Below are 15,934 nucleotides of genomic sequence, written 5' to 3' on the forward strand. Positions count from 1 at the left end.
CATGACACCTGAACATATTGATCGTCCTGCTGTGCTGGCTGAGGTGACCGCTGCGTTTTACCGCTATGAAGAAGCGCTGGTAAGCAACAATGTTGATGTGCTGGATGAACTTTTCTGGCACGACGATCGTACCGTGCGTTTGGGCGCAGGGGAAAATCTGTATGGCATTGATGAGATCCGTGCATTTCGCGCTGCCCGTCCATCGAAGGGATTGGCGCGCACGCTACGTAATACGGTGATCACCACCTTTGGAGATGACTACGCGGTGTGCAGCACTGAGTTTACGCGTGAAGGCGTGGAGAAGATTGGTCGCCAGCAGCAAACATGGGTGCGCATGCCTTATGGGTGGCGGATTGTCGCGGCGCAGGTGAGTTTAATGAGCTAGCGGGGTAAACCGGCGCTCGTCAGTAAGACTTAACTCGCGTGGTCAGGGCCGGTACGACAGTTCATGTCGTACCGGCCAAATGTGTCGGCGCGGAGTATCGCTGGTCGTTAAACAGCAGGAGCCGGGTGCGTCTCCATCCAGTGATCAGCGATTTGCTGGCGCGTACAAACCCACACATTCTCATGCTGCTGGATATGGTCAAGGAAACGCTGCAAGGCACGGAATTTGCCCGGGCGGCCGAGCAGTCGACAGTGCATGCCAATCGACATCATCTTCGGCGCGGTGTCGCCCTCTTCATACAACACATCAAAGGTGTCACGCAGATAGACAAAGAACTGCTCGGCGGTATTAAAACCCTGTGGCGAGGCGAAGCGCATATCGTTACATTCCAGCGTATAAGGAATGATCAGATGCGGTTTCACCGTGCCATCCTGGCAGGTCACCTGCGTCCAGAACGGAAGATCGTCGCCGTAATAATCGCTGTCATAACTGAAGCCACCGTTCTCCACCACTAAGCGGCGGGTGTTGGGGCTGTCGCGGCCGGTGTACCAGCCGGTAGGCGCTTTACCAAAGAGATCGCGCAGTACATCCACCGCCTGCTGCATGTGCTGACGTTCGGTTTTGGCATCCATCGACTGATAATGGATCCAGCGCCAGCCATGGCTGACTACGTCGTAATCCGCGACTTTGATGGCGTCCACAATCTCCGGATGACGCGCCAGCGCCATCGCCACGCCGAAAACCGTTAATGGCAATCCGCGCTTCTGGAACTCGTTGTGAATGCGCCAAAAGCCTGCGCGCGAACCGTATTCATAGAGAGAATCCATCGACATATGGCGGTCGGCGTAACTGGCGGCGCCAATGATATCGGATAGGAATTGTTCAGATCCTGCATCGCCGTGCAGCACATTGTTTTCTGCCCCCTCTTCATAGTTGAGGACAAACTGCACCGCCACTTTCGCGTTGCCCGGCCACTGTGCGTGCGGCGGATGGTTAGCATAACCAATCAGGTCACGCGGGTAGTTTTTGTTGAAGCTGTACTCTTTCTTTTCAGATACATCGCTCATTCTGTAAATTCCTTAGTCAGTCCTCAACCAGCACTTAGTTTAGGTGCTGAAATGCGCCGCTGAGCGGTTTTTCGATCGGGTAATCTAAATCGCCATGTTTACTGGTACCAAAGCCCAGCGCCACCAGTGATTCCACCATTTTTACCGCAGCGCTGACGCCATCAATCACCGGCAGACCCAGCTCTTTCGTCAGCTCCTGTGCCAGTGAGGCCATACCGCCACAGCCCAGCACTATCGCGCCGCTGCCATCTTCTCGCTTCGCCTGAATGCAACGCTGGCGCACTTTTTCCTGCGCCACACCGCTGCCATCTTCCAGCGCCAGCACCGGGAGATCGATAGCGTGCAACGCCGCACAATGATGGCTAAAGCCATATTGTTGCAGCAGATGGCGGGCAATCACCAGGGTACGCGGTAGCGTGGTGACGATTGAAAAGCGTGTCGCCACCAGCGTTGCCGTGTGCATCGCGGCTTCCGCAATGCCGATCACCGGACCGCTGGCCAGTTCACGCGCGGCCAGCAATCCCGGATCGCCGAAACAGGCAATAATGTGGCCACTCACGCCCTGTGCTTTGCCGACCCTGACCTGTTCCAGTACGCCAATCGCCGCAATGGCTTCATCGAAGTGCCCTTCAATCGAAGGCACCCCCTGGCTCGGACACACCGCCAGAATTTCAGTTCCTGGTGCCGCTACCGCACGTGCGGCTGCACCGATGGTTTCTGTCATCGCCAGGCTGGTATTGGGGTTGATCACCTGAATCAGGCTCATGATGCGGCTCCATTGTGACCGGAAAATAACCGGGTGAAGTCGGGTAAGGTTTCGCCGCTGCGCTCAAAATGCAGGCTGGCCACGATGTGTTGGAAGTGATGCTGTAAGGCTGCGGTGAGCGCGGGAAGATCTTTCTGCCGCAGTAGCTCCACCAGCCGATCGTGATGATCGCAACGACACCCGCGTTGCCAGGGCGCACCATAGGCGGCAATCACTAATGATGAGCGCTGTGTCAGGCGCGTCACCATATCCGTCAGCACCTGATTACCGGAAATCGCCTGTAGCTGAATATGAAAAGCCGCAGAGAGCCGAATTGCCGCCGCACCATCGTGCTGTTCGTGAGCCTGCTGCTCTTCCTCAATGAGTGTGCTCAGGGCAGCAAGGTGTGGTGGCTGAACGTGAGCCAGCACCGCGGGCAAATTGGCGCACTCGAGTAAGCTGCGTGTGGCAAAGATATCGCGCGCCTCGTCAACGCCCGGCGTGGCCACTTGTGCACCACGCCTGGGCGACAAGGTGATCATTTGCACCGCCGCGAGGCGTTGTAGCACCTTGCGAATGCCGGTACGGCTCACACCAAAAGCTTCTGATAGCGCCTCTTCTGGCAATTTGCTGCCCGGTGGCAGCTGATGTTCCACAATGGCGGTGAGTAATGCCTGATAGATGGGTTCGTCGCGATCATTCAGATCGGCAGCCGTTTTCTGGCCTGTTTCGCTCTTCATTACCTGCTCCGGTAAGTGTCTGTGCACAGCACATCGTATACGTGAAATTAATTTTTTGTATACAAGAAATCAATTCTGGCCTGGATCCTGCAATACCGTTTCACGCTGTGATTATTTTTCCCATGTTGTTAGAGGAGCAGGTTTCATGCCAAATCATTCTGAAGTGACCTCCGGGGTGGCCTCTGGCGCCAACGCCCACTACAGTCCACGCCTGTGTAATGAAGATCTGGCGCCCACGCGCGACCAGAACTGGTCGTGGTATAACATTTTCTCTTTCTGGATGTCGGATGTGCACAGCATGGGTGGCTATGTGGTCGCCGCCAGCTTCTTTACGTTGGGACTGGCGAGCTGGCAGGTGCTGCTTTGTCTGCTGGTAGGTATCTGCATCGTACAGTTGTGTGCCAATCTCGTCGCCAAACCGAGCCAGATGGCGGGCGTGCCTTACGCGGTGATTTCACGTCAGGCATTCGGCGTGTTCGGTGCCAATATCCCCGCGGTGATTCGCGGCCTGATCGCTTTCGCCTGGTATGGCATTCAAACCTATTTAGCGGCTAATGCGCTGATGCTGGTACTGCTGAAGTTCTTCCCTTCATTAAGCGGGATGACGCAAAGCAGCTGGCTGGGGTTGTCTCAACTGGGCTGGTGCTGCTTCGGCGTGATGTGGTTCCTGCAGGCGATGGTGTTCTGGCACGGCATGAGCGCGATTAAACGCTTTATCGATGTGGCGGGTCCGGCTGTCTACGTGGTGATGGTGGCGCTAGCGGGCTGGATTGTATACAAAACCGGCTTTGACGGTATCTCCTTTACGCTGGCCAGCAAGCAGTTAAGCACTGGTGAGCAAACCTGGCAGATGATCACCGCCACCGCATTAGTGGTCTCTTACTTCTCTGGCCCATTACTCAACTTTGGTGACTTCTCTCGCTACGGTAAAAGCATGGGGGAAATCCGCCGGGGGAACCGCTGGGGCCTGCCGTTTAACTTCCTGCTGTTCTCGATTGTCACCGTGGTGATCGTGTCAGGTACCCAATCGCTGTTCGGCCGCATGATTACCGATCCCATTGAGACCGTGAGCATGGTTGGCAATGATGTCGCCGTCGCGATTGGTTTACTCACCATGATTATCGCCACTATCGGCATCAACATCGTGGCGAACTTTGTTTCCCCGGCTTTCGACTTCTCAAATTGCTCACCGCAGAAAATCAGTTTCCGTACCGGTGGAATGATTGCCGCAGTGGGTTCTGTTCTGCTGACGCCATGGAATCTGTTCCAGTCACCGGAGTTGATTCATTACACGCTGGATGTGCTGGGCTCCTTTATCGGCCCGCTGTTTGGCATTTTGGTGGCCGATTTCTATCTGATTAAGCGCAGCAAGGTTTACGTTGACGACCTGTTTGATGACACACCAAAAGGACGCTACTGGTATCGCGGGGGCTTTAACCCAAAAGCGATTGCCGCACTGCTGCCGTCGGTAGGTATTTGCCTGGTGATCAGCTTTATTCCGTCACTGCATGCCGTGGCAAACTTCAGCTGGTTTATTGGTGTGGCATTAGGTGCAGGTTGCTATCGCTGGCTGGCTCGCGCCGATCGTGAAGTCTCAGTGGGCACCTATCGTCAGGAAGTGGCGGTGCAGAAGGATTGATCTGGTGATCAGGTTGGCGCCGATGCCAGCCTGAAAAAGCAAAAAGCCGATGCATTTCTGCATCGGCTTCTTTAATGATTGGCGGAACGGACGGGGCTCGAACCCGCGACCCCCTGCGTGACAGGCAGGTATTCTAACCAACTGAACTACCGCTCCGCGCTTTGTTCCCCGTCGAGAACGAGGCGAATATTAATGGCAGCCTTATGAACCGTCAATGCTTTTTCTGAGGGAATGAATCGTTTGCCCATTTTTTCAGCTTTACGTTGCTTTTCCACGCAAAATCAGCCCATTCAGGCCCGCCACAGGCAGCTTCCGCCCTTCTTCAACACTAAATCCAGACGGCTTTCATGTGCGATAATCTCATCATCGCTGGCGTTGACCACGCGTAATCCTGAACTCGGACGCACGATGCGCTGAATGTTATCGCCGGTATTTTGGCTGCTCTGATCGCCTTCCGCCGAGAAAGCCAGCGAAGTTTGGCCGCCCGTCATCATCAGGAACACTTCAGCCAGAATTTCGGCATCGAGCAATGCGCCGTGCAGCGTACGTTTGCTGTTGTCGATTTCGTAGCGATTACACAGTGCATCGAGGCTATTGCGCTTGCCTGGATACATTTTACGCGCCATCGCCAGGCTATCTGTCACCTGACAGAAGGTGTCGGTTTTGCCGATACCGCGCTTAAGCATGCCAAACTCATAATCCATAAAGCCGATATCGAACGACGCGTTATGGATCACCAGCTCTGCACCACGGATGTATTCGAGGAATTCATCGGCGATGTCTGCAAACATCGGCTTATCGGCAAGAAACTCATCGGCAATACCGTGAACGCCGAAAGCTTCCGGATCCACCAGCCGATCGGGCTTGAGATACATATGGAAGTTGTTGCCGGTCAGGCGACGGTTAATCACCTCAACCGCACCGATTTCAATGATGCGATGTCCTTCATAGTGCACACCGATCATGTTCATGCCGGTGGTTTCGGTATCGAGGACGATCTGGCGGTTATTTGCAGTGCTCATAGGACTCGTTTTATGTCAGACTTGGCGTTTTGTCAGAAGGAAGTCTACCAGAGATGCGCAAACAGGTAGAAATATTCACCGATGGATCCTGCCTGGGCAATCCCGGCCCCGGCGGTTACGGTGCCATTTTACGTTATGGCCCACATGAAAAAGAGTTCAGCGCCGGTTATCGACTCACGACCAACAACCGCATGGAAATGATGGCGGCGATTGTGGCGTTAGAGGCGCTAACGCAGCCCTGCGAAGTGGTGCTCAGCACCGACAGTCAGTATGTGCGCCAGGGCATCACCAGTTGGATCCATAACTGGAAAAAGCGCGGCTGGAAAACGGCCGATAAAAAGCCGGTGAAAAATGTCGATCTCTGGAAGCGGCTCGATCTCGCGCTCAGCCACCATGAAATAAAGTGGGAATGGGTAAAAGGCCACGCCGGTCACCCGGAAAACGAGCGCTGCGACGAACTGGCACGCAGCGCAGCCGGTCATCCGACGCAGGATGATGTCGGCTATCAGGTCGAATCCTGATCCTTCACTTCACGAAATTGCCGGGTGGCATTCACCGTTTGTCTGACCTGCGCTTTGTTTAAGCTCTTCTTCGCTTTGGTGGGCGTTAATGGGAATGTTCGTTTGCGTGCCACCACAATGTTCAGACATCCCAGCGCGGGCAGGTGCGCACTGATTACTTTGCCGCCCTGCCGATGCCACGGCACCACTTGAAAACGGGTGCGATAGACCACTTCATAGTTGAGCAGGCTGAGCCAGTCGAGCAAGCGTACCTGGCTGAACATGCGTCCGCTCCATGGCGCACGGGCGTGCAAACCCGGGATACCTTTGCTGATCCCCAGCAAGCTGAACGGGTTGAACCCGCTGATAATCATCCAACCATCGTCAATCAGGACGCGATCCACTTCTCGTAACACGCGATGGGGATCCTGACTCCATGCCAGGGTATGCGCCATCAAACAAGCATCAATCGATTTCGCTTCAAAAGGTAATTGCGTGGTATTGGCGATCACCTGCAAGTCATCGCCCTCAATGCCCACATTTACCTGATGCGATATGGCACACTGACGGGTATTGATTTCTGCGCTGAGGCTGCCAAGTTTAAGCATATGAAAGCCATACAGCTTTCCAAGGTAAGGCTGCAACTGCTGCGTGAGTGCATCGCGAAAATAATCGCCCCATGGCATATCGCGCCAGGAGCGCGGCGCAGTCAGAACCTGGCGTGTTTTCGCTGGCTTCATGCTCTACCATCATCCTTTTTCTACGACCTGAGAGGTGTTTATGAATCTTACCAGTATTCCCGCGTTGCAGGATAACTACATCTGGACACTGACGGACGATGATAAAAACTGTCTGATCGTCGATCCCGGCGAGGCTCAACCGGTGCTGGATAAAATCAGAGTCAACAAGTGGCAACCGGTGGCCATTTTACTCACGCATCATCATCACGATCATGTCGGCGGTGTCGCCGAATTATTGCAACACTATCCCGATATCGCGGTTTACGGACCAGAGGAAACCGCGGATAAGGGGGCAAAACACATCGTCTCTGAGAATGATAAATTTACCCTGCTTGGGCTAGATTTCCGTGTCATCGCAACACCCGGACACACTTTAGGACATATCTCATATTTCAGTTCACCTTATCTTTTCTGTGGTGACACGATGTTTTCTGGCGGCTGTGGAAGATTATTTGAAGGCACAGCAGAACAAATGTTTGATTCATTTCAAAAGCTTAACCAACTCCCTGCGGACACCTTGATTTGCTGCGCTCATGAGTACACTTTATCCAATATGAAGTTTGCTGCGGCTATTCTGCCTCATGACCCGAAAATTTTGGCAAGGTATCAGCAAATTAAGGACTTACGTGCAGAAAATCGCATTACTTTGCCAACAAAACTGGCACTTGAGCGGGATATAAATTTATTTCTCCGTACGCAAGATGCTGATTTACAAAAGGCTTTGGGGACTAATGTTGCTTCCTCCCCGTTATGGCAAACTTTCGCTGATCTACGCGAGAAGAAAGACCGTTTTTGATATTTAAGGTTGTGTTGTGTGTACCCCTAACGTATAGTTGCTCGTCTTTTAAGCGAACTATTGACACACACATGAAGGCTAAAGCGATCTTACTCGCCTCGGTCTTGCTGGTAGGATGTCAGGCATCAAGGAATGACGCCAATATCCCCGTACAGCATGCACAGAGCCTGTCTTCAGCTGGTCAAGGTGAAAATGGAAAGTACGGAGATCAATTATTATCGCAGCGCTGGCAGGATGATGGAACAAGCCTCGCAGAAGATACCGATCTCTGTAATCACATTAGTGACGAGTTGAAGATGGGGATTCCGGAAAACCCCCGGATCCGCGAACAAAAAACAAAGTTTTTAAAAAATAAGAGCTATCTCCACGATGTAACATTACGGGCAGAGCCGTACATGTACTGGATTGTCGAGCAGATACAGAAACGTAAAATGCCGATGGAACTGGTACTGCTACCCATAGTGGAGAGCGCTTTTGACCCACATGCAACATCTTCTGCGAATGCCGCTGGCATCTGGCAGATTGTTGCACAAACGGGCAAAAACTATGGTTTGAAACAGAACCAATGGTATGACGGACGCCGCGATGTGGTGGCCTCGACCAAAGTTGCGCTGGATATGATGCAGCGTCTGAACGGTATGTTTGACGGTGACTGGTTGTTAACAGTGGCCGCCTATAACAGCGGTGAAGGACGCGTGCTGAAAGCGATAAAACAGAATAAGGCGCGCGGCAAGCCGACTGATTTCTGGCACTTATCGTTACCACGCGAAACCACGGTCTATGTACCTAAGATGTTGGCCTTGAGTGAAATCCTCAAGAACAACAAGCAGTACGGTATCAAATTGCCGACCCCGAACGAAAGCCGTGCTTTAGCACGTGTGGAAGTGGGACAGCAAATTGAACTGACGCAGGCTGCAGATATGGCCGGCATGTCGCTCAACAAGTTGAAGAGCTTCAACGCCGGTTATAAAAATGGCACCACTGCGCCAAACGGACCGCACTATATTATGGTGCCTAAGTCCAACGTTGCTAAACTGCGCAATTCACTGGCATCCGGTGACATTGCATCCGTGCAGCCTGTTGAAATGGCGAAAGTCAGTGCAGCAGGAAACAACTACACGGTACGCAAAGGCGACACCTTGTCAGCAATTGCTAACAAGCTTGGCGTCAGCGTCAGTGCACTGAAACAGCAGAACAACTTGCGTAGCGCTTCCGTTCGCATCGGTCAGAAATTGACGGTGGGCGGTAAAGCAACGCAGTTGGCGGATAACGGCAACAGCATCACCTACCGTGTACGTAAGGGTGATTCTTTTGCCAGTATTGCAAAACGTCATGGTGTGAACACCCAGGATGTTATGCGCTGGAACAGTGACGCTAAAGACATTCAGCCGGGCGATAAGCTCACGCTGTTTGTGAAGAATAGCGCAACACCTGATACCTAATGCGTCGAAAAGGCTGACTTTTGTCAGCCTTTTTCATTTTTATTACCTCAACGAGGTCGTGGCAACCTGTTATCTCTCTCCTCTCTCCTCATTCCCCTTCTGAAGACTTTTATCCCGATTAAAAACCCTTAGACGTGATGTTGGTCAAATATCCACCTGGAGCAACTTGTATGGTAGAAGCCAACCGATGGTGTTAACGAAAGGCGCCGCATTCGTAATTTAAATGTTACATGGCGTGCATTCACTCTATCGCTGAACCGTAAGTTCAGTGATTTGATAAACCATCGGTAGGATAAGGGTTGAGAATGAGCGATAGCCTTAACGAACAGCTTAAGGAAGCAGGTAATGCTTCAGGGCAGCAAACGAACACGACAACACCACGCTGGTTACCACGTGCCCATTCTTTATCATGGGCCATGCTGGTCATCACGACACTTGCTATCTTGATGAACTCGATAGACCGTATCATCTTACCCACCCTATTGCCGGCAATAATGAAGGATTTCAATCTTAGTGAAGTGCAGGCTGGGTGGATTAACTCGCTAAGCTTCTTCGGTACGTTATCAGGTGCGGTGCTATTTGGCCTGCTTTCCGATTATATCGGTAGCGGTTATCGCCGCTGCTATAGCTGGTGCCTGGCAGTTTTGGTGGAGATCATATCTGGTGTTGCTACAGCATTTTGCAAATCGCTGGGGGCATTTCAGGCGCTGCGTGTTTTTATGGGGATGGGTACCGGCGGCTCAGAGCCAATTAATGTGGCATTGCTCGGCGAGTGGTGGCAAAAAGAAAATCGAGGTTTCGCCATTGGCGTACATCACACCGGTTTTCCGCTTGGGCAATTCATTGGTCCGATTTTAATTGCAGCGATTTTAATGTTTGGTGATTGGCGCAATGCATTTCTGTTTATCCCTTTGATCGGATTAATCATCGTGGTATTGCAGTTGATTATAGGAACCAAAAAAAATCATCAACGCGTCTTTAATTGGATCGACGAACACAAACTGACTAGCCCGATCGAAGCCAAACCGCAGAAATCCAGCCTGAAAAATTCCTTTAGCTGCCTTAAAAACCGTAATTGCCTGATGGCGATTGCACTGGTCTTTGGTTTTATCTGGGCTGAAATGGGGATTGCAAACTTCTTAACCCTCCAACTCACACGTGAGGTCGGTTTGGACCTATCCAACGCCGCCATCATTTCGGGTGCTTCGGGCATCACCGGCTGGATTGGTCAGATCGTTTGGGGCAGTTTTTCGGATAAACGCGGGCGTAAGACATCTCTGACGATCATTATCGCGGGCTGGATCCTTGCCTGTTCGCTCTGCATTTTTATTCATTCTGCCGCACTTGCCTGGGGGATCCTGATTTTTTGGGGGCTGTTCCGCAATTCGCCCTATCCTGTTGCGTATGCGCTGCTGATTGATTCTTCACCTCATGCAGCAGCTTCGAGCCTTGGATTGATGATTGGTTTGGCGGTGGGTATCGCTGGCATTCTGGTCGCCCCTGTTAGCGGCTGGATTATCCATACGTGGGGTTTCAGCGTGCACTATGCCGTAATCGTCGGGATGCTGCTGCTTTCTTGCATTCCCCTTGCCCTGCTCAAAGAAACGGTAAATGTGAATAAGTGAGGATGACATGACAGCTCCCTGGAAACAGATTCGCAGCAGCAAAATAGTAGAACTTAGTCATTTACATCAAACCAGCATGCCCGTATGGCCGACACACCCGAAATTTATCCGTGCGGATAATGAAACTCATTCAACCGGCGATGGAAATTATAACTGCCAGATAATCATGGGGGATCATTGCGGGACTCATGTCGATGCTCCTTCACACTTTATTGAAGGCGGCAAGACAATCGAAGAGATTGATGTATGCCAGTTAATGGGCCGGGGCTTGCTGCTGGATATGCGACATATTGCGCCCTGCCACACTTTTGGTGTTAAGGACATTCAACTTTGGGAAAGGGACTTTGGCGCAATTGAGGCTGATGACATCGTCATTTTTCGCACAGACTGGCATGAAAAATGGGCTCTTAAACCCGATCACAGCGCATTTCTGCAGGATTGGCCGGGGCTTTCTGCGGAAGGTGCTGCTTATTTGATTGCAAAAGGTGTAAAGGTATTTGGCACCGATGCCCTCTCGCTCGATGCCTTTGGCAATGCAGAAAATCCCGCGCATTTAGCTGTACTGGGTAACGATAATCTTATTATCGAAAATCTGGCCAACTTAGAGATGTTGCCTGCGCACTTTTGCTTTCTTGCACTACCACTTCGAATTGAGCGCGGGTCAGCCTCGCCGGTGCGGGCGATTGCGTTCATTGAGACTTAGCGGGCAAGCGCTGTTGGCGTGAACTCGACTAACAGTGGATTGTGATCAGAAGCGCGCGTGACCAGCACAGAAGCCTCGCTAACTTTCATATCACGGTAGAAGACAAAATCTAACGGACGGCCAAACGCTTTACGCCGATGGTCATCCGTGAAATTCACTTCGTGTAATGCCATCTCTGCGGCAAAGCGATACAGCGCGTTCATGCGCTGACGGCTCCAGGCATTGAAATCGCCGGCCATGATCACCGGTCCGCGATGATGTTGAATCTGTTCGCCAATCGGCCCAAGTTGCTTGCTGTAGACATCCACACCCAGGCTGAAATTCACCGCGTGAATATTGACCACCATCAGCATTTCGCCGGTCGGCAGTGGATAGGCCGTCACCAGCGCCGATTTTGCCAGGCGTAATAAAGGTTCGCGCTCACGCAATGGACAGCAATACACAGGATGCGCAGAAGCGAGCGTCATCACGCCGGAGGGATGTTGGGGTAAGACGAAGGCAGGTACCTGATCGGCCGCCAGATAGTTACTGGTGGCGAATTTGACCAACTCAGGGGTGGTTTGTGCTTCCTGAAGTAAAACAAGGTGAGCATCTTTGCCGAAACCCTGCAGTACGGACATCCAATCAGCCCGCTGCTGCTTGAAGATATTCCATACTAAAACCCGCAATGCAGGATCCGCAGGTAACGGTGCACCAGGCGGCAGCGCCTGTCCCAGATGCAACATCGCCCCAGGCGGAAATATCCGCTCTGCAGGCTGACCCGCTGTATAACGCATTGCATATGTTTTCTTTCGCACTTTCCCGCCTGGCTGATTTACGACTACAACTTCACCTGACAGTTATAGGGATTTTAGGACAGGGTTTCAATTGGCGTTGTTAATTGTCGGAATTAGCTTCACAGCATATTACGGTAACAACCCGCCCTTTAGCGGGTTGTTGACCTCATTATTCCGTGGCAAATGCAGTACGGGGTTTGTCGAGCTGACCGCTCAGTCTTACCAGCAATAGCGCGATAAAAACAATGACAGCGCCAACCCAAGGGGTTTGAGCCAGACCGTAGTGTTCGACAATATGACCACCAACCAATGACCCTAGAGCAATCCCGATGTTAAACGCCGCGATATTCAGTCCTGACGCCACATCAACTGCACCAGGCGCATAGGACTCAGCCTTCTGCACCACATAGACCTGCAGGCCCGGTACGTTAGCGAAGGCAAAAATCCCCATTACCAGCACCGTTGCCAGCGCCATAAAGTGTGTATTAGCCGTAAACTGGAATATCAACAGCAATACCGCCAATGTGCTAAAGATCAGCGTTAACGCGGGTACAGCCCCGTGACGATCGGCCAACTTGCCACCCCAGATATTACCGATGGCGACGGAGATACCGTATCCCAGCAGAATGACACTGACCGCTGCAGGGGAAAAACCGGCCAATGACTGCATCATCGGCGCCAGGAAAGTGAAGGCGGTAAACACGCCGCCGTAGCCCAACGCGGTAATAGCATAGATTAATAGCAGGCGTGGGTTCACCATGACGCGCGCTTGCTGTGCCAAAGTGGTAACAGGTGGCTGCGCAACATTACGCGGTATCAGTACCATGCTGCTGACTAAAGCAATGACACCTAACAAGGAAACTGCGAGGAAACTTTCACGCCACCCAAAGTGCTGACCAATCAGTGTACCCAAGGGCACTCCGGTTACCAATGCCACCGTCAGACCGCCAAACATGATGGCGATGGCACTTGCAGCCTTCTCCTTACTCACCAGACTGGTCGCAATCGTTGAACCGACCGAGAAGAATACACCGTGCGCGAGTCCCGTTAGCAAGCGAGCAACGACCAACGTCTCATAGTTCGGTGCCAACCAGGCGACCAGGTTGCCCACCGTAAAAAGCACCATCAGCCCTATCAGCAGTGGCTTGCGCGGCACTTTGCCGGTTAAAGCAGTAAGCACTGGCGCCCCCACGGCGACACCAAGGGCGTAAATTGAGACCAACATACCTGCTGAAGGTAGCGTGATGTTAAGTTGTTCCGCAATCGTAGGAATAAGACCGACGATAACGAATTCTGTGGTTCCGATAGCGAAGGCGCTGATAGTCAGCGCCCAGAGTGCAAGTGGCATGATTGACTCCCATGAATGTTTTGATGGGCGTCATTATCGACTCATGCTTTAATGACAAAAAGATGCAAAGTGAGAATAGACTTTTGCCTCGGGGAGCATAATGAAAGCATCGTCGGATGAGTTGAAAGTTTTTATTGCTGTGGTCGAAAGCGGTAGTTTTAGCCGTGCGGCGGAACAACTGCTGATGGCGAATTCGGCGGTGAGCCGTACAGTTAAAAAGCTGGAGAATAAACTTGGAGTGGCATTACTCACGCGCACCACGCGTCAGCTCGCGCTCACTCAGGAAGGTGAGGACTACTTTAAACGCGTTCAGAAACTTATGCAGGAGATGTCGACCGCTGAAAATGAGCTCATGGAACGTCAGCAGGCTCCGCAAGGTCTTCTGCGCATAGACGCTGCCACGCCGGTCATTCTGCATTTGATTCTGCCGATGATTAAACCCTTCCGTGAGCGCTACCCCGACGTCACCCTGTCGCTTATCTCGTCGGAGAGCTTTATCAATCTGATTGAACGTAAAGTCGATGTAGCTATTCGCGCAGGCAACCTGACGGATTCGACCTTACGAGCACGTTTGCTGTTTATCAGCTATCGCAAATTGGTAGCAACTCCGGCTTATCTGGCGAAAAGGGGTGTCCCCCTCTCTACATCGGATTTGATAAATCATGAATGCCTTGGATTTGTAGAACCGCTGCGCCTGAACCGTTGGCCTGTGTCTGAGAATGGTCATGACCTTTATGACATCGTGCCGGGAATGTCCTCAAACAGCGGTGAAACTATTAAACAACTTTGTCTCGATGATCAAGGTATCGCTTGTTTGTCCGATTATATGGTAGACAGTGAAATCGCGGATGGGACATTTATTGAGGTGTTGGCACAACAGCGAGTACCCGTAGCGATGCCGTTCAACGCGGTCTATTACAGCGATCTGGGCGTTAGCCAACGTGCACGTGCTTTTATCGACTTTCTCAGTGAGTGGGTTAAGCAACAGCCCTGGCGAATGCAGGGCTGAATACTTCGTCACTTAATCCCAGTCCGGAGCCAACCCTTCAGGGCTAACCAACCGCTGCTGGCGATCCAGTGATGAGATGCTTTTCATATCCTCCGCATCAAGCGTTAAGTTAGCAGCATCCATATTGCTGGCCAGATTATCGCGCTTAGTTGAAGAAGGGATCACGCTGAAGCCAGATTGCATCGCCCACGCCAGAACGATTTGTGCCGGTGTCGCCTGATGTTTGTGCGCAATCGACTGGATGGTCGCATCCCTTAGTGCCTCTCCATAAGCCAGTGTCATGTAAGACGTGATGTGCATTCCTTGCTGCTTAGCAAATTCAACCACCTCGCTGTTTTGCAGGAAGGGATGGAGTTCAATCTGGTTGGTGGCAATATTTTCAATGCCAACTGCGGCAATGGCCTCTCTCATTAGCGCAATCGGGAAGTTCGATATGCCAATCTGGCGCGTCAGGCCCGCCTCTTTCGCTGCCATTAATGCCTGCATACTCTCTTTCACCGGGACTGCTGCGCCGGGTGAAGGCCAGTGGATCAATGTAAGATCAACATAATTGGTGCGCAGTTTTGACAGACTTTGCTGCAAACTCGGTATTAGCTTTTCAGCCGATAGGTTTTCGATCCAGATCTTGGTAGTAATAAAGAGTTGATGACGAGCTATGCCACTTTCAGCAATAGCCTGACCAACAGCGGCTTCATTTTCATAGATTTGGGCAGTATCGACCGCACGGTATCCGAGTTCCAGTGCCGTTTTCACGGAATGGATTACAACATCATCTTGCAGGCGAAAAGTGCCTAAACCAAAGGCTGGGATTGTCATGATTTCCTCATCGTTTGTGGATTATTGCGATGGGAAGTATTTTGGCAGCTTTATTGTTGACGAAAAATCCGCTTATAAGCAGAAGAATATTGCGTTTAAATCAATAATTAACACTGAATTTTGCACATGAAAAAGCCCTGACTTATTAAGTCAGGGCTATTCAATTAAGTGGCGGAACGGACGGGGCTCGAACCCGCGACCCCCTGCGTGACAGGCAGGTATTCTAACCAACTGAACTACCGCTCCACCGATTCTGTACCAAAATCAGAAAACCGTTCTGACTTCGTGTGTTTCGCCCTTTCAGTGTCACCTGAAAGGTCACGACTCACGAATGAGTCTTAAATTGATGCCTGGCAGTTCCCTACTCTCGCATGGGGAGGCCCCACACTACCATCGGCGCTACGGCGTTTCACTTCTGAGTTCGGCATGGGGTCAGGTGGGACCACCGCGCTAAAGCCGCCAGGCAAATTCTTGTGCTCTGTCCTGTGTCTTTTGTGCTGATGCTGCGTTGCTCTCCCTCGCGTAACTCAGTCACATACCTCAGTATGCTCCTTCGTTCCGTCCCGGTCGGCGCCTTGCCT

General features: G+C 51.9%; 16 protein-coding genes, 2 tRNA genes and 1 rRNA gene. 8 read left to right on the forward strand and 11 right to left on the reverse strand.

The genetic code is table 11. The features are described from left to right. The first annotated feature begins 1 nt into the window (after window position 1). Complete coding sequence (gene hpxZ, locus FD737_RS16480) at window positions 2-385, forward strand: oxalurate catabolism protein HpxZ (protein WP_160834039.1); 384 nt, start codon at window positions 2-4, stop codon at window positions 383-385. Between the two features lie 107 nt (window positions 386-492). Here the strand turns inward: hpxZ and puuE are convergent, their stop codons facing one another. From puuE to FD737_RS16495, 3 genes are read right to left on the reverse strand one after another with little or no spacing between them, the layout of a single operon-like run. Next, a complete protein-coding gene (gene puuE / locus FD737_RS16485) occupies window positions 493-1,452 on the reverse strand; it encodes an allantoinase PuuE (protein ID WP_097117572.1) in 960 nt (319 codons plus the stop codon). A 34-nt stretch (window positions 1,453-1,486) separates the two neighbouring features. After that, window positions 1,487-2,218, reverse strand: a complete 732-nt coding sequence (hpxA, locus tag FD737_RS16490) for an allantoin racemase (protein WP_097117573.1) — start codon at window positions 2,216-2,218, stop codon at window positions 1,487-1,489. Then, entirely contained in the window at window positions 2,215-2,937 is a 723-nt protein-coding gene (locus tag FD737_RS16495; protein WP_097117574.1) for a GntR family transcriptional regulator, read from the reverse strand. The genes hpxA and FD737_RS16495 overlap by 4 nt, the downstream gene beginning before the upstream one ends. 145 nt (window positions 2,938-3,082) lie before the next feature. On the opposite strand from FD737_RS16495, the gene FD737_RS16500 reads away from it, so the two are divergent. Continuing rightward, on the forward strand, window positions 3,083-4,576 hold the full coding sequence (locus FD737_RS16500) for an NCS1 family nucleobase:cation symporter-1 (protein WP_034825407.1): 1,494 nt from the start codon (window positions 3,083-3,085) through the stop codon (window positions 4,574-4,576). Window positions 4,577-4,655: 79 nt separating this feature from the next. Here FD737_RS16500 and FD737_RS16505 read toward each other — a convergent pair. Together FD737_RS16505 and dnaQ are read right to left on the reverse strand one after the other, a co-directional pair. After that, window positions 4,656-4,732: transfer RNA gene (locus FD737_RS16505), tRNA-Asp, on the reverse strand. Window positions 4,733-4,866: 134 nt separating this feature from the next. Beyond that, window positions 4,867-5,598: a DNA polymerase III subunit epsilon gene (dnaQ, locus tag FD737_RS16510; protein WP_034825408.1), complete on the reverse strand. Its 732-nt coding sequence runs from the start codon at window positions 5,596-5,598 to the stop codon at window positions 4,867-4,869. A 53-nt stretch (window positions 5,599-5,651) separates the two neighbouring features. Between dnaQ and rnhA the strand changes: the two genes are divergently transcribed. Then, window positions 5,652-6,119, forward strand: a complete 468-nt coding sequence (gene rnhA, locus FD737_RS16515) for a ribonuclease HI (RefSeq protein ID WP_034825410.1) — start codon at window positions 5,652-5,654, stop codon at window positions 6,117-6,119. On the opposite strand, the gene FD737_RS16520 is transcribed toward rnhA, so the two are convergent. Then, on the reverse strand, window positions 6,104-6,838 hold the full coding sequence (locus FD737_RS16520) for a class I SAM-dependent methyltransferase (protein ID WP_058961571.1): 735 nt from the start codon (window positions 6,836-6,838) through the stop codon (window positions 6,104-6,106). The two genes, rnhA and FD737_RS16520, sit on opposite strands and share 16 nt — an antisense overlap. Window positions 6,839-6,878: 40 nt before the next feature. Here FD737_RS16520 and gloB point away from each other — a divergent pair, with 40 nt between their 5' ends. The 4 genes from gloB (at window position 6,879) to FD737_RS16540 (ending at window position 11,404) form a co-directional block, all read left to right on the forward strand. Next, window positions 6,879-7,634, forward strand: a complete 756-nt coding sequence (gene gloB, locus FD737_RS16525; protein WP_160834040.1) for a hydroxyacylglutathione hydrolase — start codon at window positions 6,879-6,881, stop codon at window positions 7,632-7,634. Window positions 7,635-7,705: 71 nt separating this feature from the next. Continuing rightward, window positions 7,706-9,076: a murein transglycosylase D gene (gene mltD, locus FD737_RS16530; RefSeq protein ID WP_160834041.1), complete on the forward strand. Its 1,371-nt coding sequence runs from the start codon at window positions 7,706-7,708 to the stop codon at window positions 9,074-9,076. A gap of 305 nt (window positions 9,077-9,381) precedes the next feature. Next, window positions 9,382-10,701 (forward strand): MFS transporter, encoded by a 1,320-nt coding sequence (locus FD737_RS16535; RefSeq protein WP_160834042.1) that lies wholly within the window; start codon window positions 9,382-9,384, stop codon window positions 10,699-10,701. Window positions 10,702-10,708: 7 nt separating this feature from the next. Then, a complete protein-coding gene (locus tag FD737_RS16540; protein ID WP_160834043.1) occupies window positions 10,709-11,404 on the forward strand; it encodes a cyclase family protein in 696 nt (231 codons plus the stop codon). Here the strand turns inward: FD737_RS16540 and FD737_RS16545 are convergent. Together FD737_RS16545 and FD737_RS16550 are read right to left on the reverse strand one after the other, a co-directional pair. Beyond that, window positions 11,401-12,201, reverse strand: coding sequence for an endonuclease/exonuclease/phosphatase family protein (locus FD737_RS16545; RefSeq protein ID WP_058961574.1), 801 nt, complete (start codon window positions 12,199-12,201; stop codon window positions 11,401-11,403). The two genes, FD737_RS16540 and FD737_RS16545, sit on opposite strands and share 4 nt — an antisense overlap. 148 nt (window positions 12,202-12,349) lie before the next feature. After that, a complete protein-coding gene (locus FD737_RS16550; protein ID WP_097117582.1) occupies window positions 12,350-13,528 on the reverse strand; it encodes an MFS transporter in 1,179 nt (392 codons plus the stop codon). Between the two features lie 100 nt (window positions 13,529-13,628). Between FD737_RS16550 and yafC the strand changes: the two genes are divergently transcribed. Beyond that, window positions 13,629-14,537: a DNA-binding transcriptional regulator YafC gene (gene yafC / locus FD737_RS16555; RefSeq protein ID WP_160834044.1), complete on the forward strand. Its 909-nt coding sequence runs from the start codon at window positions 13,629-13,631 to the stop codon at window positions 14,535-14,537. A 12-nt stretch (window positions 14,538-14,549) separates the two neighbouring features. Here yafC and dkgB read toward each other — a convergent pair whose 3' ends face one another. The 3 genes from dkgB to rrf all read right to left on the reverse strand — a co-directional run bounded on the left by dkgB (window position 14,550) and on the right by rrf (window position 15,817). Next, the gene (gene dkgB, locus FD737_RS16560) at window positions 14,550-15,353 is read right to left on the reverse strand and encodes a 2,5-didehydrogluconate reductase DkgB (protein WP_160834045.1); all 804 of its coding nucleotides are present in this window, start codon (window positions 15,351-15,353) and stop codon (window positions 14,550-14,552) included. Between the two features lie 169 nt (window positions 15,354-15,522). Next, window positions 15,523-15,599 (reverse strand) — tRNA-Asp (locus tag FD737_RS16565). Window positions 15,600-15,701: 102 nt separating this feature from the next. Further along, window positions 15,702-15,817: ribosomal RNA gene (rrf, locus tag FD737_RS16570) — 5S ribosomal RNA — on the reverse strand. Window positions 15,818-15,934: the final 117 nt, after the last annotated feature.

The organism is Pantoea sp. Seng, assembly GCF_009829935.1.
GTDB classification, from domain to species: Bacteria; Pseudomonadota; Gammaproteobacteria; order Enterobacterales; family Enterobacteriaceae; genus Pantoea; species Pantoea communis.